The sequence below is a fragment of the Microbacterium algihabitans genome, from assembly GCF_032464975.1.
GTDB classification, from domain to species: domain Bacteria; phylum Actinomycetota; class Actinomycetes; order Actinomycetales; family Microbacteriaceae; genus Microbacterium; species Microbacterium algihabitans.
In genome coordinates this window covers 114,795-138,147 of the sequence record NZ_JAWDIU010000008.1, presented here as the reverse complement: position 1 = coordinate 138,147, position 23,353 = coordinate 114,795, and the positions used below count along the sequence as shown (strand labels likewise).

Below are 23,353 nucleotides of genomic sequence, written 5' to 3'. Positions count from 1 at the left end.
CCTCCTCCCCCCCCCCCCCCCCCCCCCCGCAGCAGCAGTAACGACGTACGCCCCGCAACGGACCTTCGAGCCGATATTCGGTCATCCGACACAAGCGGCGCCTACCTCGTGTGGTTAAGGGGCGCGGCCGCTCCTCGCACCAGCGTGTGCCATCGCTCGTCCGAGCTCGTCGTCGAAGTCTCGTGACAGTGGCGGTTTTCGTAACGGCTGGTGCCGTGATGGCCGATGTCGCTTGGTGGCTGGAAGCTAGAGCGACCGCGCGACACGGATACTCGTCAGGTCGAGCGGGCGGAGGCTCTCTCCCTTGACTGCTGCCCGCAGCTCTCGGTCTCGACAGGGACGTCGGACTTGTCCGCCAGCCGCGGGCCGGACCTGGCCTAGCCGAGTACGCCTGACCAAACCGGGGTGGGATCATCCGGGCGCAGCCAAAGCCAGGTAACACCGTCGACAAGGCGACCGTGGTTCAGCGCGTCGCCAGCGGGCTCCCTCATCGACTCGGCGGCGTCAGCACCCGTCGAAGCCGGCTCTCCGTCGATGGCATGAGGTGGGAAGGTGATGCGGCGCCCCAGGACAACGTCGCCGTCGATGACCCGTCGATACACGACGCACACGCTAGATGTCGACTCGACCCAGATGCCGAAGATCTGGAGTTGGTCGGGAAACGAGACAAGGACGTCTCGGACGAGAGCCGCGAGAACAATGCTCGCATCGGAGAAGGCTTGTGTATCTACGAGACGCGCCAATCTTGTTGAGACCATTGGGAGGGGGACAATGCAGGGTCGCGCACGGTGCGGAGTGCATGATTGCCGTCTTTATCGCGGCAGCGGGCAGAGCCCAGACTGTTCAGTTGAGCTCCCCCGACGCCGGCTCCGACGTCGCGAGCGTGGACCGCGAGACCGTTGCGGAGCGCGCGAAGGCGCGTGCGTTTCGGATGTAGCTGATCTGCAGAGGCACGACGACAGCGAGGACAACGACGAGCGCGATAAGGAACACCGCAGCGAAGGCAGTGATGGGCGACGTTTCGTCCCACGAGGTGAGGTTCGCGACCTGCATCAGGCCTAGGGCGGTGTACAGGGTGACGAGGTTTGCCAGCTGGTAGGTCATGAGGACCACGGCGAGCGGGGCGTAACGGACCGCCGCCACCTCGTCCTCCGCCGACAACGGCACCTTCTTCCCGCGGACCACGACCTTGGCGATCGTCCGCAGCCGCCCGATGTCTCCGTCGACGAGGGCCCGCGCCCGTCGCCCTAGCCGTAACGAGGGCAGTAGGGTCGTGGCGCCCCCGACGATAAGCGTGAAAGCGACGCTAAATCCCGCGAGGAGCCACCACCCATCCTCGATGTCGAGGGTCAGGGTCCAGGACGATCAAGGCACAGCCGACGACTACGACGGTGAGCAGGGTGACCAATACCAGGCGCCGGATATCTCGGCGGCGTTCCTCCAGCGGATAGAGATCGTCGACCGGCGACAGCACCGCAGCCCGTTCTGAACGGCGAATGGCGTTTCCAACCGCGAAAGACGCGCCCAGCAGGGCCGCTCCCCCGACAATGAACACCACAACAATCCATCCAGGTGCGCCCTCGAGAGCCGCGTACCCAATGATGAGGGCCGCCGACACCACCTCCACGGCGAGAACTGAGACCCATAGCCGTCGATAGATCCTTTGCGAACCCGTCGACTGGTGGGGGTTCCAAAACGCCAACCACGAACCGAGGACGACGGGAGCGACCGTGAACCCGGCGCCGGCAGCCACCCCCATCAGTAGAGCTCCCCCGGACGACTTTGACGACGACGTCCCCAGCAGGAAGCCCGATCCCACTGTGAGCAGAAGCACCAGCACGAGGGCGGCAACAAAGACAATCACGCGCGCCGCCCGCGGTTGTGTGCCGGCCATCAGCATCCTGTCCGCGCCCCAGGTGAGCGTTAGCCGCACCCTACCGCGCGTTGCCCGCAGGGGGTCGTTGCGCACGAGCAATGGCTCGAATGTGGGAGCGTCAAGCGCGCTGCTCTTCCCTACTGCCAGACAACCCCGCACGCGTCTCAACGTGCCCCAGGCAATCATCCAACGAGTCACTGGACGGTTGCATTCAGGTCGGGCCATACCTGGTTGAACCGCCGCCTGTGAAACGGGGTTGCTCGTGCTGAGACGGTCGACGCGCAGAGATTAGCCTTGCCCAGTGCCCGTCCGTAGTTGATAGCTCCACCGGACGGGAGGCACCGAAACGCGTTCGGTTGTCGCCGGTTGAGCTACAACCGCCACACTGAGTGCGTCGAAAACCCGAAGGAAAGTATCTAAGGTCGGGTTCGCAAAACCTCCATTACGAGACTGGCCGCGTTCCAGACTCCCGTATGTCACGACAGCCAAGCCTGCCTTGAACGCCACATCTTCCTGAGACAACCCGTGCATTGTCCGGGTCGTTCTCAGCAGGTCGCTCAGAGCACACGCGGCACGGAAGTGACTCTCCCCCGGTGCACGGTCTGGACCATCGAGCTCTCTTGAAATTTTCAAAACGGTCTCCCCCAGTTCCCGCCGACGCTCACTTTCTCACCAAAGCGACGAGCAGGGCAGTCCGCCTTTTGGGGGACATGGCGTGACAGACCCGCAGATGCCGGGAGATCGAGGTCCTTACAGTGATGTGTGGTCCGTGACCAGTGCGTATGTGTTCTGGCCAACGCGGCGCTGCCGTTCGACCGTGTGCGTAACCGCTCAGCACACAGTCGAACAGGAGAGCCACAAGATGAAGACCCAATCTCTAGAATTCCGCCGCAGCCGCGAGCGCCGATCGTTACGGGCTAGGTGGGTCGCGGGCATCGCGGCGATCACTGTCGCACTGGGAATCTCGGTGGTGGGCGCCGCACCAGCACATGCCGTTGGAAAGTGCGATTTCGCCGTCCTCATCACGGCGCGCGGTGTCGACGCCAGCGGTGGAAGTAATCTTCAGAACGGTCGCGTATGGCTGAGCGGCGGGCATGGACCACAGCTGCAGCCTCTCGTCAACGCGATGACGACCCGGGCCGGCACCATGGGAATGCCCCTGTTTGTCGAGAGCTTGGCGTGGGACGCATCCTCGAAAAGCAGCGGCTTTTGCGCAGGATCCGTGTGGGCCGGCGTGAACACACTTGTCCAGGAGATCAGGTCAATCTGGAACTCCTGCGGAACCAAGCCAATCATCTTTCTCGCCGGTCACTCAGGTGGCGGCCACGTCGTGATGGACACACTTCAGTACCTTCGGGGCACACCTGAGTCATCCATGATCCGCGGTGCCGTTGTGTACGGCAATCCAAGCAACGTCTAAACCATCCTGGAAGGACACCCTCGAGCGCAAACACGAACGGCGTCTTCGCGCGCTCAAGCGCCGATGCAGCCGCTCTCGGAAACTGGTACCGCTACTACGGTTGGTCCTTCGACAACCCCAGCAACCCCAACCCCGGCTACCAGTCCGAGATCCGGTCCTACTGCAACAACATCGACTGGGCATGCACGGGAGCCGCCAACGCCGGGTGGGGCCAAGCCGCACACAACGACTACACCAAGTACACGAACGAAGCACGAGACTGGCTAATCTACTTGATCAACGCATCCTGATGGGATCAGAACATGGGAAGCAATGAGAGCGTCAAGTCCGATCGGCGTCGGTCGACGGTCGCGCCCGCGATTGCGGTAGCAATTCTGCAGATCGTCGTGACGATCGTGACTTACGTCATGTGGGCGATCGATGCCATCCACGTTTACGGCTGTTGTGGATTTGAACGCAGTGAACTCCACCGCCTCGTTTTCCTCATCCCAACAACGATTTCATGGGCAGGAACTTTAATCGCTATCACCATCGGATATTGGCTCCGGAAGTCGCCGGCATGGGTACCGGCGGCCGGAATAGCGATCATCATCGGTGCGTACATCGTGTCCAGGATTGTCGGCTACCAGGGCACGTAAATAGCAGTTTCAAGGAACAAACGAGGAGCGTCGGGACAGGATTCTGGATTAATCCGGTCCCGACGCTCTGAGGGCGCTCACGGCGCGCGCGTCCGTGGCCCGGACTGACCGTAGACGCGACCGGCCTCCAGCATCGACGCGTTTGCGCTGGGCCCCTCCCACCAGGGCGCAAGACTTTACGGGCAGTGTGGACCCCGCCGCGGATGTAAGCGGACGCGCCGGACCCCGCCCCTATCGCCAGCGCCATCGACGGATCAGTGGTGGGCCTGTTAACCCAGCAGTCTCGACATGAGGCCCATCACGATCTACATAAAACTGCCTATGTCTACGGTTCCACTAGACTCTGCTAGTCATTGATAGATGGAGGCGCCATGGATCGTGTTCGCAATCCCTACTCCCCCGGGGCTGGACGGAAGCCTGCCGCCCTTGTCGGACGTGACGACGCGATTCGCGCGTGGGCGACCGCGTTGCAACGAGCTGAGCGCGGCCGCACCGATCAACCCTTCGTGCTGTACGGGCTCCGTGGGGTCGGTAAGACCGTCCTGCTGTCGGAGTTTCGCCGCAACGCGAGCAAGCGGGGCTGGATCGTTGCCCAGATCGAGGCCGGGTCAGGGAAGACGCTGCGGGAGCTGCTCGGGGAGGCGCTTTACGCACCACTGTCGGACCTCGCACAGCCCACTGCCGGAAAGCGACTACTGAAAGCGATCAGGACCGCCCTGAGTTTCAAAGCGTCGTACGACACCACCGGGACCTGGTCGTTCGGGCTGGATCTGTCTGGAGTGGATGGTGGCGGCGCCGACACCGGAATCCTTGACACTGATCTCCGCAAGCTCCTTCGCGACCTCTCCGACGCAGCCGAAGAACAAAACATTGGCGTGGCCATCTGCATCGACGAAGCACAAGACCTCAACGTGAGCGAACTCACCACCTTGTGCACCGTCGCTCATGCCGCAGCCCAAGATGAGTGGCCACTGCTATTCGCCTTCGCCGGTCTCCCCAGCCTGCCGCGGATCATGGCCGAGGCGAAGTCATACGCCGAACGCTTCCAGTACTTCCGGATTCAGCAGATCGACGAAACCGTGGTCGCCGAGGCCCTCACCATCCCCGCCGCCCAGGAAGACGCCGAATGGGAGGACGACGCCATTGACCTCGTCGTGGTGAGCTCCGGCCGGTACCCCTACTTCCTGCAGCAGTATGGGCAGGAATCGTGGAACGTCGCAGTCGGCCCCACCATCACCAAGCACGACGCCCAGCTGGGAATCCTGCAGGGCAACAATCAGCTCGACAACGGGTTCTTCCGCGCACGATGGGACCGCGCGACACCTGCCGAGCAGCAATACCTTCGTGCGATGGCCATCGACGGCGACACAGGCAGTTCCTCCGGGGAGATCGCCTCACGACTCGAGAAGAAGCCTAAAAGCCTCGGGCCCACTCGAGCCGCCCTCATCAACAAAGGACTCGCCTTCGCCCCCGAGCACGGCGTCGTGGCATTCACCGTTCCCGGCATGGCCGCCTTCATCGCCCGACAAACCACGGCCTGACCCCAACGCAAGGCTTTCCATAACAGCATCGACCTCGTGTCCATGTGCAACTGGGCTGGCACCGCCTCACCAATGATGCGGCTCATTGTGCCCCACTCTCCCGTTCGTGACGCGGGCCTGATGCCAGACTTCCATGGCCCCCAGTGTGTCCGACGTAAGAAAAATATGGGCACGGGTGGGGGGCAGGGCGCCCGCGCAGCTCGCGTGACGATATCTAGGAATCCACGACAGCTACGCGGGCGGCGGCGCCGAAGGTGACGCGCAGCGGCACGATCAGGGCCACACCCGCGACGCAACACGCACCGACAACCTCAAGCCGCGACTACAAGCCGTCTCGGCTCTGCGCCCGTCAGGCAGCGGGATGCTTTAGACGTGACTGGGCTAAAGGTTCACACTTGTAGTGGCTGGTCGGTGTGGAGCTTTGCTGGTTACCCACGCCGACCAGTCAGCCCATCGGCGGGGTGCGCCGGTGCGGTTGGGGTGTTCACTTGCGACGCAGGTACCACCACTTGCGTCGACGCTGCGGCTGCGGCGCAGGTGTCATCGAATACGATTCCGGTGACTCGCTCCGTCGGATGCGGCGCCCCTCCCGCACATCTTCCCGTTCCTTCTCCTCGGCTTTGTCGCTCTTGCGGGTGTCGCGGGCGGGAAGCTGGATGTCCTCCTCAGCGGCGATGCCCGCTTGCAGTTGGCGTCCGCGCTCGAGTTCCGCGTCGAACTCGGCGCCGAAAAGCAGGGCGAGGTTGGCGATCCACAGCCAGAGCAGGAAGATGATGACCCCGGCGAGGGAGCCGTAGGTGCGGTCGTAATTAGAGAAGTTGGCGACGTAGAACCCGAACCCGGCTGTCGCCGCCCCGAGCACCACAATGGCGATGACCGCGCCGATACTGATCCACCGAAACTTCGGTTGTTTCGCGTTGGGGGTGGCGTAATACAGCATCGCCACAAGAAACACGACGACAAGCAGCATGACGGGCCACTTGGCGATGTCCCACGCGAGCTGCACTCCTGGGCCAAGGCCCAGGGCGTTACCGATGGCTACGGTGACGTCGCCGGAGACGACCAGACCGAGAGCGACGAGCACGAGAGCGACAACTGCGATGACGGTGACCACCAGTTGCATGGGACGGAGCTTCCAGAACGGGCGGCCTTCGTCGATCTCATAGATCCGGTTCATGGCACGACTGAACGCCCCCACATATCCGGAGGCAGACCACAGTGCCAGCACGATTCCACTGATCAGCGCGAAACCTGCAGCCGGAGACCTGGCGATCTGCTGGATCGGGTCTTGCAGCGTGCTCGCCGCGTCGGGGGCGACCTGGCGAAGGACCCCGAGGATAGCGTCCGCGGCGGCTGCTCCTTGGCCCACGACCCCCAGGATGGAGAAAATTGCCAAGAGGGCTGGGAACAGCGCCAGCACCGCGTAGTACACCAGCCCGGCGGCGGCGTCCATGCACTGGTCCGCGGTGAACTCCCGCACGGTCTTTCGGAGAACGTACTTCCACGAGCGTTTCTTCAAATCAGTCGGCGAGTCGGGCTTGGCGTCTGCTTCCGGATCAGGCGTGGCTGTGCCCGTGCGCGTGGCCTCGTCAGTGTTCCGTCGGGTCATCCTGATGCCCTTTCAAAGAGGTAAATCCGCGCCCACGTTTACGGGTGTGGTCTGTCATGCGCGGGTGCGGTCGCAACGTCTCCAGGTGTGCGTGTCAACGTCTTCCCCCGGACGTGCCTTGCTGTTCCTACCTTGACGCCAGTACTCGTCGAGGACATCCGCAGGTTGCACCTACTGCTGGATCCCCCGCCCCCATCATCGCGACATTTGCGGGAGATGTTCGTGTGGCACGCTTGCGCCATGGAGCGTGATGTCTCGAGTCGCCTTGAATTGGATGTTTCTGAGCCTGCCGACCTGGTCTTTTCTTTGGCCGTGAGCTCTAGCTACGCCCCCGTCAGCGAGAGCATCACCTTTGCACTGGACGGCGCTCCGCTCGCCTCGGTGGAGATCACTGACGTGCATGGCACGCGCCTGCACCAGGTGCATAGCCCCGTCGGGCATCTCGTAGCCACGTACAACGCCTCCATCGTCGGCGAGGCGAAACCAGTCTCCTCTGACCCAATCGATCTCATTACCTACCGCCGCCCCAGCAGGTACGCCGAATCTGACATCCTCTCCCCTACCGCGTTGGCCGAGTTCGGTGCGACCACCGATCCAGCCGAGCTCCTCACCGCAGTAGCAGCCTGGGTCGGCACGCACCTCGCGTATGTCAGCGGCTCAAGCCTGCCCACCGACGGCGCCACCCGCACACTCCTCGCCCGGCAGGGTGTCTGCCGCGACTACGCCCACCTCACCATCGCGCTCCTGCGAGCACTGAACGTCCCCGCTCGTCTCGTGTCTGTCTACGCCCCGGGCCTGCGCCCGATGGACTTTCACGCCGTCGCCGAAGCATGGGTCGAGGGAGCGTGGCATGTCGTCGACGCGACCACCCTCGCGCCCCGATCAACACTCGTGCGCATCGCCACCGGCCGAGACGCCGCCGACTCCGCCTTCCTCACCGTTATCTCGGGCCGCGTCGACATCGCAGACATGCAGGTCACCGCTGTCGCCGAACAACTACCGCCTGACGACCTAACGCACTTGATCGCACTGCGATAACACTCGCCGCGCCCAGGAGAAACGATGGATCCCGAAACGCCGAGGCTCCGTTCAGATGTGTAGTGACCGCATCTACAACCCGTCAAGGCCTCTTGCGTCGCGCATCCCTTTCTCGATCAGGTCGGAGTCGATGCTGGGCTTACGCCCCCGTGAAATCGGAAGACGATGGGTGTTGCGGGATGCATCCGAATGCTCAACGAGCCCTGATCCGGATGCGGAGCAGTCAGCATTCGCCAGAACAGCGAGTTTCACCTCGCCGTGGTCAACGAAGGAGGCCAGGAACTCGTAGGTACCGGTGGCCACCAACTCGGCAGGGGCCCGTCGAGCAGTCTCGTACGCGGCCTACGCGGCACCCGAGCCGAGACTCATCAGTACTACTCAGACCGCGGCGAGCTTCGCCGTACTCGAAAACCCGGGTCGGCCATCATGGTCGGCGGACCATCGATTGACTCCGCTAGCGTCCTGACTGTTTCGACGTCGCTGGCCGCCCTCAGCCGCTCTTGGCGACAGGAGGGTTTGATCGTCAGCGTGGATCTCGGTCGACCGGCCGGGCGTGTCTGTCGAACCATTGCTGAACGTCGCGAAGTGGGGGCGGGTTCTCGCCTGCGACCGCACGAACGAATTGGTCGCCTTCGCCGACGTCCGCGACGAGTACGTAACCGTTGAAGGCGTAGAACACCGCAGTGAGGTACCAACTCAGCCGCTTGTTGCCGTCCAGGAGCGGATGGTTGTGGTTGATCGCGGTGAAAAGCACGGCAGCTTTTCGGTGGATACCCTCGTGTACCTCCTCCCCGAACACGGGCATGGGTGCGGCGAGGGCCGAGAGCAGGCCCCCGCGGTCTCGATAATGAAACCCTTTGTCCGCGACAAGTTCGTCAACGTCCTCAGGGTCCAGGTACTCGGTCACCGAGAAAGTCGGTCCAGCAGCTCGGCGTCCCGATTGTCCACCTGGGCAATAGCGTCGCGGAACCGGCGGCGCCGTTCAGCCCGTTCGTCCATGTGCAAGACCGCTTGCTCGATGACACCGTTCTTGCTCATCTGCATCACGGCGGCGAGGTGCTCAAGACGCGCTTCAGCCTCGTCCGACAATCGCACTGTCATGACCACGATGACGTCCTTCCGTGTTGGTTGCATCATGATACCGCGGCGGAGGGGGCAAACGTGAGTGGGCGACTGGTCGTTGGGGGGACATCTCTGCGAAACGGATAGTGCCGGCAAAACTGGCACCGGGCTTATTGACACCGACATCCGCGAGCTCCACCCTTGGCGTCTTGACGTTGCGCGAAATCTCGGGGCGAGCCGTCATGACGATAGAAGATGGCGGGGCCGCAGAGCTCGCAGCTCGTCTGACGTCGCGGACGCCCTTGCTTTCCCCCCGCGGGCCGTGCTCACGTGGTTGGGTTGCGATGAGCGCTCGCGTCGAACGCGTGCTGCGCAGCTGGCGATACTGCTCTGCCTGCCGGGAGAACCAAGGTTCAGACAAAGAGGGGAGGGACGGACGCCCTTACGTGACGTCACGTAGCGCTGTCCCGTCTCCGCGGGCCGTTTTGGGGATGACACTGATCGTGCCGTTGGTTTCGAGGATGACAATTGCGATCGAGCTGAGATCACCGTGGCCAGCGGCGCGGACGGCCTGCATGATCTCGGCTTCAGTCAGGCGGTGGCGCCGCATCGCTGCGGAGCAGAATTCCCCTGATCTGAGCACCGCGAGAGGAGCCGCTGCCACAAGAGCGCGTGCGGCGTGCCACCGGGTCGAGGCCCACGCGACCGCCAGCTGCAGGCCTACGAGCAGCAGCATGGCGACGATGCCCTCTGTCCAAGACACATCGGAGCTAAGCAGAATGGTCGCGAATGTCGACCCGAGGGCCACTGTGACGATCAGATCGAATGCATTCAGCTGTGCCAGGGTGCGTTTGCCCGAGATACGCAGGATCGCTACTAGCGACGCGTATGACGCGGTCCCCACCAGCACGATCCGGATTAGATCAAACCACGAGTCAAACCACATCGACTGCACCTCCACGTTGCGCTGATCGGCGCGCACACCAGGAGCTGTGCGGTCGACGGGGCGTTGAGCTGACGATACGTCGACTCCTACCAACCGAGTCAACAGGATTCCGCCACGTGGTTTCGCCGTTACCCTGCGGGAATGCGCACCTGGTTTTTGCATGCACGTGAGTCGTTCTGGTTTCTGCCAACTCTGTTCGGGCTGGGCGCCGTCCTTCTCGCGCTGGGCCTGACCGAAGTTGACCGGTTGCTGCTAGCGCACGGGATCCGTTCGATCCCCCTGATCACTGATCTGTCAGCCACCGGCGGGCGCGCAATTTTGACGGTCATCGGCGGGACCATGCTCGGGGTCGCAGCGACATCATTCTCGATCACCATATCCGTGCTCGCGACCACGTCGTCCGCCTACGGCCCTCGTCTAGTACGCAACTTCATGGCCGACCGCGGCAATCAGCTAGTTCTCGCCGTGCTGACCTCAACTTTCCTATACACCTTGGTTGTGCTCAGGGCGGTGCGGACAGAGCAAGACTCGACCTCCGCCTTCGTTCCTGTCATTGCGGTGACGTTCGCCGTGATCCTGGCGCTCGTCGACGTCGCCGTATTGGTGTATTTCATCCACCACATCGCCAGCTCCGTGCAAGTGACCACACTACAAACCAGAGTCCTTCAGGAGCTCCTTGCCGTTATCGACCTCCTGTACCCCAAAGAGCCTGGCCGGACCGCCGCGCCGTTACCGCTCGAAGACCTCTGGGTGGAGGAAACTTTCGCCGCCGCCGCTGCGGGGTACGTCCAGTACGTCGACATCGACAACCTTATTGAGTTCGCTGAATCAAACCGCACCATCATCCGGGTCCTCACCCCGCCAGGAACCTACGTCCTCGAGGGGCAACCCATCGCGGAATCCCTCAACGCCAAGACAAGCGACAAACGTGCCGGATCACGCCCCAATCAACAGCAAACCGACGCGGAAGACAGCACAAAAAAGGTGATGTCCGCGATCTCGATCGACTCACCCCGCACCCCCCACCAAGACCTCCTCTTCGCCGCGCAGGGCCTCACCGAAATCGGAGTCCGCGGACTCGCGTCCGGAACCAACGACCCCTACACCGCAGTCGCAGCAATCGACGCACTCAGCTCAGCTCTGGTCACCCTGTGCACACGGCCCCCTGCCAGTAACCGAGTACCCGGTAAGGACGGAGAATTGCGTGTCATATGCGAATGGCCCACACCTCCCGAGGTCATCGCTGACACCCTCCAAGCCATTCGTACCTACGGGATGCAGCACCCGCTCGTCGTCCGAGCCGCCTCCCAGCTGCTCCAACGGATTGCATCTGTAACGGCACCCCCCGATCGGCAGTGGTTGCGTGAGGAAGTGACCGCTTTTCGAACTGCACACCTCGCCACCAACCCGGCACCCTTTGACGCTTCCGCAACGCTTGGGTCTCTGGACAAGATCCTTGTCTTCCTTTCACGAGGCGCCGACAAATGAGACTCAAGTTGCCTCCCGTCACCGGCGTGTTCGGCCCGCGGGTCAGCAAAGATCGTGTGGGCAATGCCGCCGGCGTTACCACCGGTCAAACTGAGTCGCCACGTGCTACTGACTGAGGCAAAGACAGGGACCGTGATGCAAGCGAGAGGAGTCCGGACACGGTTATCAATGCGCCGACGGGCGTTCCATTGGTGGAGCACTCACTCGGCTCAACCTCCAGACAGGACCGACGTGCGGGTGTCGATGCCGGCGGCAAGGTCGTCGGCGGTGCGGAGTTTGACGACCTTGTGGATGAGGGCGCCGAAACCGATCTTGGCAATGATGTCGGCGGGACTCAGAAGCACCTACGCCGTATCAACAACCAGCAGGTCACCTCTCTCGCTCATCCCGTCGACGCTAAGGCCCCCAGGAGCAGCAAAACGGCCCGGCGTCAGTCTCAAGGGACGCTGGGGCATTGTCGTGCGTGGCCTTCGCAGATGGAGGAGTTGGAGGATTCGTCCAGGTGGCCAGGGCTTGGAGCGCGCGTGAACGTCAATCTGTGCCGAAGACCGGATTGTTGTGAAGACACCTGCGTAGCTCTCTCAGCGCGCTTCGTGTCCGGGACTTGACTGTCCCGAGGGGCACCCCGGTGTGAGCCGCGATACCTGCCTGGCTGAGACCCGCCCCGTACGCGAGATCGAGATACTGGCGTTGCTCAGCCGACAGGCGTGAGAGCGCATCGGTGAGATGTTGCAGCTCAGCATGGTTGTCCACCCGGTCATAGGAGTCGTCGACATCGCCCTGAGCCAAGCGTGTGCCCTCTCGCCAGTCTCGTTTGCCAGAGGCTTCAGTCGCCCGAACGGAGTCCACTGCGCGTCGGTGAGCGATGATGCTGATCCAGGCGCCCACGGTTCCTCTGGTGGCCACGAATTTCGAAGAGTTCTGCCAGACGTAGAGATAGACCTCCTGCAGCACCTCTTCTGCCAGGGCGCGGTTTTTCAATACTCGGATAGTTACCGCGAAAACCTGCGCGGCGGTGAGGTCGTAAACCCGCGCGAAGGCTGCGGTGTCTCCCGTCGCGACCGCCAGCATCAAGCCGCTGAGTTGAGTGGAAGCCGTGTCGCGCTGCTGGTCGCAGCGTCGGAGTTCTTCGGCCATGGGCTGATCTTGACAGATGCGACCACCGAAGAGGGAGACTCGCTATTCGCCCGCGTAGGTACTGTCAGGTGGGTCTTCAGCCGCCGACGCAAACATGCGTCCATGCGTGGATTGAGCGGCGAAGCGCTCGAGCGTGAAGGGCGAACACGGATGCCAAGATGGTGCCGACGATATCCACGACCACGCTCGGGGCTATCGCAACGTCAAGTTGCAGCAGCCATCGGCTAACATCGTCCCTATCTCCCACAACGCCAATCACGGCCATGACGGCAACCCGAGCGCCAGCTCCTCCCACCCGGGACGTCAGGTCGGGGCAGATAAACAATCAACGGGCGTGAAACAATAGGCTCGTCTCGTGCCAGCCGAAGAGATCGAAGACTCTCCGCCGCGGCGTAGCCGCGCGAGACTTCAGCAGTGGGTCGCGGAATTTGTCGACTTGGGGTACCTCGTGGCGAGCAATATTCGTATCGTCGACCAAGAGGACTCAGAGGGCCGCGACACAGGCCTTGTCGTCGTGGGACTGGTCCACGCTGAGGGGTCCATCTACCTCGAGCCCGCCGGGTACGACGAGCCAATCTGGCACCTCACGCTCTCGGCCACCGAACACGATGAGACAATGCCTCACCACGTCCTCGCCAGCCTCGCTGCCGAACTCGTCGTAGCAGGAAACCTCTGCACCTTCCTGCAGTGGAAATCGCTGGAATGGGATCGCCAAAGCGGGCACCATCACAGGACCTGACAGACCACCTCCACGACTCCCCTGCACCCGCCCGATTACCTGAGGAGCCCCGTTGGGCCGATTGATCTACCAAGAGCGCCACGTCCTCGACATCGAGGACCGCCTGCTCTCACACTTGCGCGTCGTCATCATGAACAAGCTGCGTCGGCAGGAACCATTCATGCTCATGGCCCCACACCCCGATCAGGGAACCTTGAGCATCTGGATGCACCCAGCCACCCCGATCGTGATGCAGTTCTACGGCAGCCGTGCACCGCAGCTCGACAGCCAACTAATCGAGCAGATGATGCATGACGCCAGCGGGCCCAACGGGCTCCTTCTCGCGTCGACGACCTAACCCGCTGCCGTACGAAGAGCCACGGCGCCTTCAAAAGCAACCCATGTGCTGAACCCGTGCCCTGGGGGCATGAAGAAGAGCCGCTTCCAGTTCCGCTCATTAACGTGCTCTCGGGAAACTTCCTCGGCCCGAGGGAGCCGTCAGCCGGTTCAACGCTCCTGCAGCGGCGAGAACGTGAGGCCGCGTACTTCGCCGCCTATCAGGATCGATTCCGAGACGCTTGCATGGCGAAGCTCAAGCGACGCCGGTATAGCTGACCACCCGGAGGAACATGTCGGCAATAGTGGGGTTTGGGCTTTCTCGGGTGTTTCGCACGCCGTGCCACAAGATTGGCAGCATGGATGAACTCTCCTTACGCATGAATGTCGAGGATCTGAGCGAGGTCGTGCGACTCGCAACCCTCGCGTTCGACGACTTTTTCCAAGGCACTGGCACTGACTACGAGACGCGGATGCGGGCGATCCTTGATGACCTTCGAGACCAAGCTGACCGTCTTCTGCTCGAGCGTCCCTCGTAGAACGCGATCGGACCGATATAGCCCGAGGCAGCGCACAAAAGGACCACGCGCTGACAGGTCACTGGCGGTGACTGCGAAGGTATTGCGCGATCGAAAGCTCCGACGGTCGATGCCAGCGCCGCCTCGTACGCAATAGCGTGAACCCGAGGCCACGCAGCTCTTCGACAGTCTCTGGTGTCAGGAGCTGATGAGCGTGCTTCTGCCAACCGCCCGGTAGTCGGTATGCGTGGGTGATGATGCGGCGCTGAGGCATGGATCGCTCCGTCATGTTGGGGGGGGGTGAGCCACGTTACGGGCATCGTCGGTGCTTGTCTCTAAACTCGCGTTATGTTCACTCTTTCGCACGTTGTGCCGCTCCTTGCGGACATGCAAACCGCCGACAGTTCCGGAGCGACCACCTCCAGCACTATCGGCGGCATCATCGGATACATCCTGTTCGTCGCAGCCGTCTGGCCTTTCCTCAAAAAGGCCGGCCAGCCCGGATGGACGGCACTGATCCCCGTCGTTGCGGCGTTCTTCATTGTCCGCGCTGCAGGACTGTCGGCCTGGTGGACCCTGCTATATCTCGTCCCCATCGTCAACATTGTTTTCGCCATCATCGTCGCCCTGCGCCTGGGGCGAGCATTCGGCCACGGAGCCCTCTTCAGCGTCATCCTGCTGTGGCTGTTCTCCCTCATCGGATACTTCATCATCAGCTACTCCCGCGATACTCACGACCACGCCCGCATCTAATCGTTCACCGCATGGGCAGGCCGCTTACCTTCCTGCCCATGCGCGGCCGAACAAGGCAGACGCCGGCATGTTCTAAGGTGGCGTGATGGCCACAAAGTACATCACCCAAACGGTCGACGACCTCGACGGAACCGTCATCGAAGACGCAGAAACCCTGACCTTCTCCGTCGACGGTCGCGCATACGAAATTGACTTGTCCGCCGACAACGCGCAACAGTTGCGTGACGCATTCGCCCCTTACATTTCCGCTGGCCGTCCGTCGAGGAGCGAGCGTGGCACGGCGCGTCGTAATCAAACGGCCCCCTCTCGCCAGAACCTCGCGGCTATTCGCGCGTGGGCGGGCGACAACGGCTACACCGTGAGCTCACGCGGGCGCGTACCCCACGAAGTCATCGAGGCCTACAACAACGCAAACTGAGTCATACGGCTGACTCCCCGGACATTAGGGTGCCGTCGAGTCGCGGAGACGAAGCCAGCCTCTCACCCAGATTGGGACGCGACCCGACGGCCGTGGACGTACCCGAGCCGCCCACCTATAAAAACCTATACCGCACCCGCGCAGTAACCGTTCACCGACCATTGCTTGCACGTAGATCACGCAGGACGTGACTATGGCGGCAGCGCCCGCCAGTGGCCGTGACCCTCGCAATAGGCTCTGCCGCAGGCGTGGGGATAGAAATCGCGCGCCAGCCACCTTCAGTCACTTGTCGACGCAGATTCCCGCCCGGCACTGTCGGAGTTCCTGGTCACCGCCGAGTAGCCGCCCACGTGGGAAAAATCACCCGCGGGCTCTTCCCGGTTGCCCAGTATCCATCGTCGTCATCGTTCCCGAAGGGTCGGGTTCGATGGTGAGCAGGTTTGTCTCATCCGGTTGCCATCGGTGCGTGCTCTCGAGATGCGCGGTGATGACGAACAACGCATCGGATATGCGCACATTCGTCCCCCGAGGAATGATGCAGGCACTCGGGTCGAGGTGCTGACCTACCTGACGCAATTGATGCAGCATGTGTCCGATCCGCGCTCGCCCGTATGCCGCCGTCGCCAGCCGCCAGTCCCCGATGATCACTGACGTTCCGGGCGCCGCGCGGTTGCCGTCCCCCTCGGATGAACGACGAGAGGCCAGGGCGCGGCGAAGCTGAGGGATCTCGTGAGCGGGAGGCACCGGTCGAGGATTTCAAATGCTTCACGGCCGCGCCCGTTGGGTTGATTTGAGACTCCGCCGAGGCCTATTGTGCACATGCGCATGTCGTTCGAAAGCGGTGGCGTGTGCCCGGCGCTGTTCGAGAAACAGCCGTTGGAGCTCGCGCGTCGAGGGTGTGGGGCGCAGTCGAGCGTGTCGTTTCCGTTGTGATCGTCTGGCACCGCTGCCCCGTCGGAACGTTCGTCCCCGGTCGTCGTTGTATAGCTCTGGCCTGAAGTCGTATTGGAGGAGGCCGACGCTGTCGCGTCTCAACTTGCTGCCGACAAGAACCGCCATGAGTCTTCATAGCGAGCCTGGAGGCGGCGTCACTGCCGAGCCGAAGCCTGGCGGATTCTGTCCCCTGAGCAGCGGCTGTTCTGAGGGTGGCTTCCTCAGCCGTTCGGGCGTTCGTACTCTTTCTCCCCGCGCAGCCCCTCAGGAATCGACCGGCCAACTGCGCCTCCGAAAATTTGTCCCGCCCCTCACACGCAGGCACCGCCGGTCGAACCAGTGCTTCCTCTTACGCCACAATGAGGCAACGTCTGCGTGCGATCACGTTACTCAACCTGTCAACTGTTTTTCTGCCAGCCGTGCAGATGGTCTCATGGTGAGGAGGCCGAGGTTGGACCGGCAGAGACGAGCCATTGTGAAGCGAAGTACTTGGGTGACCTGGTCTCAGGTCGATGAGGGGTTCTACATTGGTAGTCGATTTGGCGACTTCGTGGGGTACATCGACCGGGGCAGTGACGGTTCCTATACGGCGTTTGACTTGTCGTCTGGCGCCGTGGGCAGCTTTTCCGCGCTGACGGAGGCAATGGCTGCGCTGGCCGGGGCCCGCTAGGAACTGCCGATGGAGGACTTGATGACGAGTGAGCAGTTGCTGTCTGTGGCATACGTGAGTGATGCCGCCCAGCCGCACAGTGAATTGAAGCTAAGCGAGTTACTGACCGCTAGTCGCGCTCGCAATGAGGCGATCGGCGTAACTGGGATGCTCGTCTACCGCGACGGTCGCTTTCTGCAGGTGCTTGAGGGACCCGAGGACGTCACGCGGGACCTGCTCGGCCGTATCGTCAAAGATCCCCGACATGAGAACGTCCACTTTCTTGTGGTGCAGAAGATTCGTCGCCGCAGCTTCGCCGAGTGGACTATGGGGTACGAGTTGATGACGGCGTCCCCGGGTACGGTGCCTCGGGGTTTCCGCAGCACCTTTGACGACCTGGAAGATGACGACAGTGTGGTGGTGCAGCGGGCGCTACGCGAGCTCACCATCTGGTTCCGGGCTCGTAACCGCAAAGCGACCGGCGACGACTAGCCTGCTGTCGAAACAGTCAGCCGCACCGAGACGCTCGGGGCTTGCCTATCGTTGGCATCGACGGCACCAAAACGTGTGGCGACAGCGTGGGAAACGCGCGCAGCGAGCGGCGTGGTGGGGTCCGCGGCGCCATTGGCGTGGATCACACCAGCGAACGTCACGAGGCGTGACGGAGGAGTTCCCCGGCCACTTCGAGCAGTTCGAGGCGGCGGAAAGGTTTACTGACCACTGCCGCGAATCCGGCACTTCGAGCCACTTCGATATCATCAGGTGAGCTGCGGGCGCTCACCATCAGCAGCGCCGTCCGGTCGAGGGCAGGTTCGTCCCGCACGGCATGTGCCACATCGATACCGTCGAGTTCGGGCATCATCCAGTCCACGACCGCCAGCGCAGGCCTGATCTCACGGATCGCAGCCAGTCCGTCCACTCCAGAGTGGGCAACGTGAAGGTCGTGACCATCCCGTCGCAGGTATACCGCGACGAGGTCCGCGATATCGCGGTCATCATCTATTACTACGATTGAGGCCATTACCTACGCCGCCCTTCCGAATGGGCTGAGTGTACCGGCCTGAGGGACTACCCGTGCCACTGAACAACCTCGCGTACCGCCTACGCGGAGCCCCTCGACCGAGGCGGCTGGCAGTTATGATCACGCTGTTGACGGTTGCCGTGATTCTTGCGTTCATTTTCACGCAGATCAGTAGTGGCGAGCAGCGCCTGGCGTCGTGGTGGCCGCCGGCCGGCTTCGCCGCTGCCGCGGCGATCATCGCCAAACGTCGTGAATTGTCTATCGTCCTCACTGTGGTCTTGGTGTCGACGGGTCTGGCATCAGTTCTCGCGCATCGGCCCGTGCTGGTGGCGGTCGCGGGTGCCGTTGGCATCACGGCGCAGTGCTGGTTGATCCGCCGCTTCGCGGTAGACGCGCAGGATCGACCTCGCCTATTCACTGTGAGCGATGCCGCGCGTTTGACATTTGGCATCGTGCTGGGCGGCGCCGCGATCGCGGGAGCTGTGTTCACGGCGCGTCTAACGAATTCGAACGTCGACGTGGCTCTCAGCGGAGCACTGCAAGTTGCAGCCGGTACCACCAGCGCAATCGTGCTCATCGTCCCGTTCTTCGTTATCAGCCGACGACGCCGAACAACCGAAAGAGTTCGTGTCGTTGTGCTGAGCTATGCCGCGACGACCGCGGCCGCTCTGCTGGCGTTCTGGCCTTCGCAGGAACAGGCCTTCTCTTTCTTACCGCTTCCATTCTTGGCATGGGCAGCGTTCTCACTTTCGATGTCGACGGCGCTCGTGCAGGTCGTCATTGTCAATGCCGTGGCGCTTGCATCGACGGGGATGGGCGGCGGACCGTTTTCTGCGGTGGAGGGCTCGATCAGCATCGTGGCCATGATCGAAATTTATGTCATCGCTAACACAGCGATGTGCGTCTTCATCGCCGCCGTGCGCAATGAACGTGACAGCAACGCCGAGCACCTCGCCGCCTCCACCGCGCTCATGGGGCAGGCCTTCGCCCGCGCAGGCACCGGGTACGTCGTCCTCCGAGACACTGAGCACGAGACATTCGGGGTCCTCGATGTCAACGCCACCGCTATTGAGCTGATGCCGACATCATTTCGACGCCACAACGGGCACCACCTCATTGTCGAGGGTGCATACCTTCACCGCATGTGTCTAGAAGTTCTGAGGTCGCAGGAAAAGGTGGAACGAACGTGGGATGACGCAGCACCACTGAGCGTCGTGGCTGAAGAGCTTCCTGACACCGCGAATGACCGAGTCATCCTCGTGACCATCATGAACTTGAGCGCAGTGCAGGCCGCGCGGCGAGCGGCCGACGAACAGCTACGCCAGGAACGCGAAACAAGCGAGCGCCTCCGACAACTAAACGAGAAGCACGACCTCTTCGTCGCCTCGGTGACCCATGAGCTGCGCACCCCGCTCACGTCCATCATCGGCTACACAGAAGAGGCGCTTGACGTCGCGGTCGACGACGACCAGCGCGGATACCTCACCGTTGTCCAGCGCAACGCGGACCGCTTGTTCACACTCGTGCAAGATGTACTGACCGCGACCCACCCCCGCTCCCCCAAGCAGACACACGCGGAACTCGACCTGACAAAGATCATTAAAGACACCGTCGACGACCTAAACCACGAAGCGACCAGCCGAGGAGTGACCCTCGCCGCTTCAGGGCCCGCAGGACTGGCTACAAGAGGCTCGGAGTCAGAGTTGCGACGCGGCTTAGCAAACTTGGTGGCTAACGCCGTGAAGTTCACCCCAAGCGGCGGTCAGGTAAAGATCGTCCTCTCCCTCTCCCAAGACACGGTGATCATCGACGTCTCCGACTCCGGCCCCGGAATGAACGACGAGGAACTCGCGCGGGCATTTGATCGCTTCTATCGTTCCAGCAGTGCCGTTACCCAGGGCATCCCCGGCACCGGTCTCGGTCTCGGCATCGCTCGAGACGCGATCGAAGCAAATAGCGGGAAGCTCACCCTCCTCAACAACTCCCCTCAAGGCCTCACCGCACGCGTCCAGCTACCAAGGCACCTAGCCGGGCGCTCAGCGTCCTAACTCGGAACGCTGCAGGCGCGCCGCGGCCGAGCGCGCCGACTTTGCCCTGGTCGCCGACGTCGGCGCGCCCTTGATGGCTTCCGCCGCCGGCTTGGCGTTGCCTGCGTCGGCGCTCATCTTCGCGGCCACGGCCTCCTTGTCGATGCCCTTGGCTTTGAGCTGGTTCGCGTCGTTCTCGCGCCGTTCTGGGGAGTCGTATTTGGGGCCAGCCTCGGGGCGAGCGGTCGCGGCCGTGCGCTCGTGCAATTGGGCCTCCTCGCGTGCCTGGGTGCGCTCGTCGGAGCCCTCGGGGGCGTTCTCGGCGCGCTGGTCTGCGGACTCGGTCTGACGGTCGGCGCGGTCGGCTTCGCGCATCAAGAGCGCCGCCTCGGCCTCCTCCCCGGTGCCGCGCTGGCGTTCCGTCTCCGACTGCCGGCGCAACAGCTCGGCGTCGACGGCTGCTTGCACCGCCTGAGGGTCGCCGCCGGCCTGGGCGAAGTCGAGGCCGTAGCGGGTGCGCAGCTCGTCGCGCATATGCGCTTCGGCACGCACAGCCTCAGGGTCTTCGTTACCCCACGCGCGCGCCGTGGCGAGCGTCGTACCGATCTGCTCGGGGGTCGCGCGCTCCCACCAGTCGGTGCGATAGACGCCGCTGAGCTGGGCGCGCGCCGACTGTCGTTCGGCGGCGAACCGGGATGCCAGCTCGCGCGCTTGCTGCTGGCTCTCGGCCTGTGCCCGTCGAGCTGCCTCCTCGCGCTGTCGGGCAATGATTTCGCCCACGCGGCTGGCGGCGGTCACCGCGACGCGAAGCTGCCCCTCGAACGCTTCGGAAATGCCGTCGCTCTCATCGGCCATGACGTGCTCCTATCAAAGTTCCGGGCCTCGGTCGGGCCGCGAGGTTGTGCTCGTGCGGGGTCGGGTCGGTTCGATCGTCGACGGGAGCGGCGTGGTCGTTCTCTTGCGACGGTTCTCCTCGGCCCGGTTCATCTTGTCCAGCGCCTCGCGCGTGGCTTCGTCGATCACTGCGGACATGTCGATGCGGCGCGGTTCGGTCTTCGTGGCCGTGGCCGCGGTGGCCGTCGTCGACGTCTCCGGCAGGGCCGCGCGCACGCGCACGAGACGGGCGCGAATGTCGGTGGCGATCGCTTCCGCATGGCGTGCTTGCTGCGCGGCCTTGGCGGCGTCATTGACCGCTTGAGTGAGGTTCATGAGCTGACGCAGCATGGCGGCTTGTGCTGCGGTTCCCTGCCCGCCTCGCACGGCGCTGGCGAGGAGCATCGCAGCGCCGCCGGCTGACACTCGCCCCGCCTTCTGGGGCTTGGTGTGGCCGCGGTAGGTCTGCGCCGACTTCGCCAGCTCATCGGATGCCGCGGCGAGGTCGCCGGGTACGTCCTCGACGGCGTTGGACCATGCCGCGAATGCGCCAGACGTCTGCCGTGCGACGCGCGCCCAGGTGTCGCGGTCGTCCAGCGGAACCAACCGCAGAATCTCCCGCAGCTCGCCCAGCTCCGCGGTGTACCGATCCCACAGTTCGGGGTCGGGCTCGGTCGTCTCGCGTCCCGGTGCAGCGGGTCGCTGGTTGCGCTTGGCCGCGTTCCACTCGGCCGCGGCGTCCATCGCGCCGGTCGGACTGTCCGGCCACTCGGCACGCAGTCGCGGCAGAGTGAGGTCGCGGCCCATGTGACCGCCGCCGTACCAAATCGGACGCTCCCCCGGTGCCGGCCTCGCGGCCACCGAGTACCCGGTGATGACGTCCGTCTGACCGTCCGCGTAGCGGGGTCGAACGACGACACCGGAGCGGCGCAGACGACGCACGAACTCGGCTTCGTTCTCGCTCGCGCTCGCGCACGCGCGGACCTTGCGGGCGAGGTCGTTGCGCGGTGCATTGAGGCGAATCTCGGCGGTGATCCGGGTCTGTCGTTCGCGCGGGTCGAGCTGGTGCCACGGCGTGACGTCGCCACCGCTCTTCTCGGCGTGCGCTTCGTACTTCCGCTGTGCGAACAGCGCAGAACGCTCTTCGACCTTGGCCTGTTCGGCGGGGCTGAAACCGCGCGTCGCGCGCTCGCCCTTCGACGATTCCAACAGCTCTAGGCCGTGCTTCACTTCGAGCGCGCGTGCGGCCTTCTGCGCGCACACGTAGTCGAGGTGAGTCGATGCCTTCGTGCCGTCTTCGCGCACGAGGTTCACGGCGATGTGCACGTGGTCGTTACCGGACTTCGACAAGCCATGACGGACGGCAACCCACCGGCACGGTGCCTTGGTGCCGTCGTTGTCATCGAACCCCATCGCCGCGACAAAATCGGTCGCGATCGCGTTCCATTCAGCGTCGGTCTTGACGCCCTCCTCGGCGCGCAGCGAGAGGGAGGCGTGCCAGACGTGACCGCCCTTGACATCGACCCCGAGCTGCTTGTGAGGGCGGTCCAGGTGACGCGCGATCGCCAGACCGCTTTCGCGGCTCAGCTCGGCGTCGTCGTACCAGGCCATGAGCGCATCGTCACCCGCCACAAGGTGCGGCTCGGTGTGCTCGTTGTGGCGACCGCCACCGACGAGATACGTCACGAGGCCCGACATGCGATCACCCCGCGTGATGTTCGGCATCACGTCAGGCTCAACTCGTCGGTCAGCGCATCGATCCGCATCGCCGTCTTGCGCACCGCGGCGAGCGTCGCAGACGTCTCGGGGTGCAGCTCGCGGGTGGCGTTGGTGACCTTCGCGATCTGATTGACGTTGTTCGAGATAGCGGCGAGAAGCCGGTGCAGCTCGTACAGCTTCGTGATCGTCGCGCGGCGCTCGGATGCCGTCTCGCCGGCATCCAAAGCGAGCGCACTCTCGACGAGAAGACGCGGGATCGTCACGCCCTGAGCGAGGGCCAGGCGCAACAGCGCGCCCTCCTCCTCGGGGCTGGCCGTCACGACGTGACGCGCCACACGACCGCCGGCCACGTTCCCGCGTCGACGACGCTCGGAAGGACGAGGCGTAGGCATCTCATTGGACATGCGTACCCTCCCTTCGGCCCAGCGCAGCGACCCCGCCCCTGCGGGGACCGCACACCTCAAGTGTGCCGCACCTTTCGACGCAAGTCGAGAGGTCAAGCCCGGTTATGGCACATAACCATATAGCTTGCTCCGCCCAAAAAAACGATTCGAGGTCGCTCACGGCAACAACCGGGAGTGGTCGCGGCTTCGCCGCGAAAGTCCTGCTGCAGGCGCGAGGAACGTCGCGCGA

25 protein-coding genes are annotated in these 23,353 nt (G+C 63.4%); 12 read left to right on the top strand and 13 right to left on the bottom strand.

Translation table 11 applies throughout. The features are described from left to right. Positions 1–843: 843 nt before the first annotated feature. From RWH43_RS17460 to RWH43_RS17690, 3 genes are all read right to left on the bottom strand, one after another. Entirely contained in the window at positions 844–1,185 is a 342-nt protein-coding gene (locus RWH43_RS17460) for a hypothetical protein (protein WP_316002145.1), read from the bottom strand. Between the two features lie 121 nt (positions 1,186–1,306). Further along, the gene (locus RWH43_RS17455) at positions 1,307–1,894 is read right to left on the bottom strand and encodes a hypothetical protein (RefSeq protein ID WP_316002144.1); all 588 of its coding nucleotides are present in this window, start codon (positions 1,892–1,894) and stop codon (positions 1,307–1,309) included. Between the two features lie 270 nt (positions 1,895–2,164). Then, positions 2,165–2,509 carry a helix-turn-helix domain-containing protein gene (locus RWH43_RS17690; protein WP_367575767.1) on the bottom strand — a complete coding sequence of 115 codons (345 nt, stop codon included), beginning with the start codon at positions 2,507–2,509 and terminating at the stop codon, positions 2,165–2,167. 136 nt (positions 2,510–2,645) lie between these two features. Between RWH43_RS17690 and RWH43_RS17450 the strand changes: the two genes are divergently transcribed. The 3 genes from RWH43_RS17450 to RWH43_RS17440 all read left to right on the top strand — a co-directional run bounded on the left by RWH43_RS17450 (position 2,646) and on the right by RWH43_RS17440 (position 5,475). Further along, entirely contained in the window at positions 2,646–3,296 is a 651-nt protein-coding gene (locus tag RWH43_RS17450) for a cutinase family protein (RefSeq protein ID WP_316002143.1), read from the top strand. A gap of 302 nt (positions 3,297–3,598) precedes the next feature. Then, positions 3,599–3,934 carry a hypothetical protein gene (locus RWH43_RS17445; RefSeq protein WP_316002142.1) on the top strand — a complete coding sequence of 112 codons (336 nt, stop codon included), beginning with the start codon at positions 3,599–3,601 and terminating at the stop codon, positions 3,932–3,934. A gap of 371 nt (positions 3,935–4,305) precedes the next feature. Then, entirely contained in the window at positions 4,306–5,475 is a 1,170-nt protein-coding gene (locus RWH43_RS17440; protein WP_316002141.1) for an ATP-binding protein, read from the top strand. 484 nt (positions 5,476–5,959) lie between these two features. Here the strand turns inward: RWH43_RS17440 and RWH43_RS17435 are convergent, their stop codons facing one another. Next, on the bottom strand, positions 5,960–7,084 hold the full coding sequence (locus RWH43_RS17435; protein ID WP_316002140.1) for a YihY/virulence factor BrkB family protein: 1,125 nt from the start codon (positions 7,082–7,084) through the stop codon (positions 5,960–5,962). 240 nt (positions 7,085–7,324) lie between these two features. Here RWH43_RS17435 and RWH43_RS17430 point away from each other — a divergent pair, with 240 nt between their 5' ends. After that, positions 7,325–8,122 carry a transglutaminase-like domain-containing protein gene (locus tag RWH43_RS17430; protein WP_316002139.1) on the top strand — a complete coding sequence of 266 codons (798 nt, stop codon included), beginning with the start codon at positions 7,325–7,327 and terminating at the stop codon, positions 8,120–8,122. Positions 8,123–8,645: 523 nt separating this feature from the next. Here RWH43_RS17430 and RWH43_RS17425 read toward each other — a convergent pair. The 3 genes from RWH43_RS17425 to RWH43_RS17415 all read right to left on the bottom strand — a co-directional run bounded on the left by RWH43_RS17425 (position 8,646) and on the right by RWH43_RS17415 (position 10,166). After that, entirely contained in the window at positions 8,646–9,029 is a 384-nt protein-coding gene (locus tag RWH43_RS17425; protein ID WP_316002138.1) for a type II toxin-antitoxin system death-on-curing family toxin, read from the bottom strand. Beyond that, a complete protein-coding gene (locus RWH43_RS17420) occupies positions 9,026–9,229 on the bottom strand; it encodes a ribbon-helix-helix domain-containing protein (protein WP_316002137.1) in 204 nt (67 codons plus the stop codon). Before RWH43_RS17420 ends, RWH43_RS17425 begins: the two co-directional genes overlap by 4 nt. 397 nt (positions 9,230–9,626) lie before the next feature. Further along, a complete protein-coding gene (locus RWH43_RS17415; protein WP_316002136.1) occupies positions 9,627–10,166 on the bottom strand; it encodes a DUF421 domain-containing protein in 540 nt (179 codons plus the stop codon). A gap of 105 nt (positions 10,167–10,271) precedes the next feature. On the opposite strand from RWH43_RS17415, the gene RWH43_RS17410 reads away from it, so the two are divergent. Continuing rightward, entirely contained in the window at positions 10,272–11,618 is a 1,347-nt protein-coding gene (locus tag RWH43_RS17410) for a DUF2254 domain-containing protein (RefSeq protein ID WP_316002135.1), read from the top strand. Between the two features lie 209 nt (positions 11,619–11,827). Here RWH43_RS17410 and RWH43_RS17405 read toward each other — a convergent pair whose 3' ends face one another. Both RWH43_RS17405 and RWH43_RS17400 read right to left on the bottom strand, forming a co-directional pair. After that, on the bottom strand, positions 11,828–11,962 hold the full coding sequence (locus RWH43_RS17405) for a hypothetical protein (RefSeq protein ID WP_316002134.1): 135 nt from the start codon (positions 11,960–11,962) through the stop codon (positions 11,828–11,830). A gap of 187 nt (positions 11,963–12,149) precedes the next feature. After that, positions 12,150–12,755: a sigma-70 family RNA polymerase sigma factor gene (locus tag RWH43_RS17400; RefSeq protein ID WP_316002133.1), complete on the bottom strand. Its 606-nt coding sequence runs from the start codon at positions 12,753–12,755 to the stop codon at positions 12,150–12,152. 355 nt (positions 12,756–13,110) lie between these two features. On the opposite strand from RWH43_RS17400, the gene RWH43_RS17395 reads away from it, so the two are divergent. The 6 genes from RWH43_RS17395 to RWH43_RS17370 all read left to right on the top strand — a co-directional run bounded on the left by RWH43_RS17395 (position 13,111) and on the right by RWH43_RS17370 (position 17,572). After that, entirely contained in the window at positions 13,111–13,494 is a 384-nt protein-coding gene (locus tag RWH43_RS17395) for a hypothetical protein (RefSeq protein ID WP_316002132.1), read from the top strand. A 52-nt stretch (positions 13,495–13,546) separates the two neighbouring features. Beyond that, positions 13,547–13,831, top strand: a complete 285-nt coding sequence (locus tag RWH43_RS17390; RefSeq protein WP_316002131.1) for a DUF7882 family protein — start codon at positions 13,547–13,549, stop codon at positions 13,829–13,831. A gap of 337 nt (positions 13,832–14,168) precedes the next feature. Further along, complete coding sequence (locus RWH43_RS17385) at positions 14,169–14,348, top strand: hypothetical protein (RefSeq protein WP_316002130.1); 180 nt, start codon at positions 14,169–14,171, stop codon at positions 14,346–14,348. A 327-nt stretch (positions 14,349–14,675) separates the two neighbouring features. Continuing rightward, positions 14,676–15,080, top strand: coding sequence for a DUF5684 domain-containing protein (locus tag RWH43_RS17380; protein WP_316002129.1), 405 nt, complete (start codon positions 14,676–14,678; stop codon positions 15,078–15,080). A gap of 85 nt (positions 15,081–15,165) precedes the next feature. Beyond that, the gene (locus RWH43_RS17375) at positions 15,166–15,498 is read left to right on the top strand and encodes a histone-like nucleoid-structuring protein Lsr2 (protein ID WP_316002128.1); all 333 of its coding nucleotides are present in this window, start codon (positions 15,166–15,168) and stop codon (positions 15,496–15,498) included. 1,612 nt (positions 15,499–17,110) lie between these two features. After that, positions 17,111–17,572, top strand: a complete 462-nt coding sequence (locus RWH43_RS17370) for a BLUF domain-containing protein (RefSeq protein WP_316002127.1) — start codon at positions 17,111–17,113, stop codon at positions 17,570–17,572. A gap of 157 nt (positions 17,573–17,729) precedes the next feature. Here the strand turns inward: RWH43_RS17370 and RWH43_RS17365 are convergent, their stop codons facing one another. Next, complete coding sequence (locus RWH43_RS17365; protein WP_316002126.1) at positions 17,730–18,101, bottom strand: response regulator transcription factor; 372 nt, start codon at positions 18,099–18,101, stop codon at positions 17,730–17,732. 116 nt (positions 18,102–18,217) lie between these two features. Between RWH43_RS17365 and RWH43_RS17360 the strand changes: the two genes are divergently transcribed. Continuing rightward, entirely contained in the window at positions 18,218–20,149 is a 1,932-nt protein-coding gene (locus tag RWH43_RS17360; protein ID WP_316002125.1) for a sensor histidine kinase, read from the top strand. On the opposite strand, the gene RWH43_RS17355 is transcribed toward RWH43_RS17360, so the two are convergent. From RWH43_RS17355 to mobC, 3 genes are read right to left on the bottom strand one after another with little or no spacing between them, the layout of a single operon-like run. Next, positions 20,138–20,983, bottom strand: a complete 846-nt coding sequence (locus RWH43_RS17355) for a hypothetical protein (RefSeq protein WP_316002124.1) — start codon at positions 20,981–20,983, stop codon at positions 20,138–20,140. The genes RWH43_RS17360 and RWH43_RS17355 overlap by 12 nt on opposite strands. Positions 20,984–20,995: 12 nt before the next feature. Next, on the bottom strand, positions 20,996–22,726 hold the full coding sequence (locus RWH43_RS17350) for a relaxase/mobilization nuclease domain-containing protein (protein ID WP_316002123.1): 1,731 nt from the start codon (positions 22,724–22,726) through the stop codon (positions 20,996–20,998). Continuing rightward, a complete protein-coding gene (gene mobC / locus RWH43_RS17345; RefSeq protein ID WP_316002122.1) occupies positions 22,726–23,070 on the bottom strand; it encodes a plasmid mobilization relaxosome protein MobC in 345 nt (114 codons plus the stop codon). Before mobC ends, RWH43_RS17350 begins: the two co-directional genes overlap by 1 nt. Between the last annotated feature and the right edge of the window lie 283 nt (positions 23,071–23,353).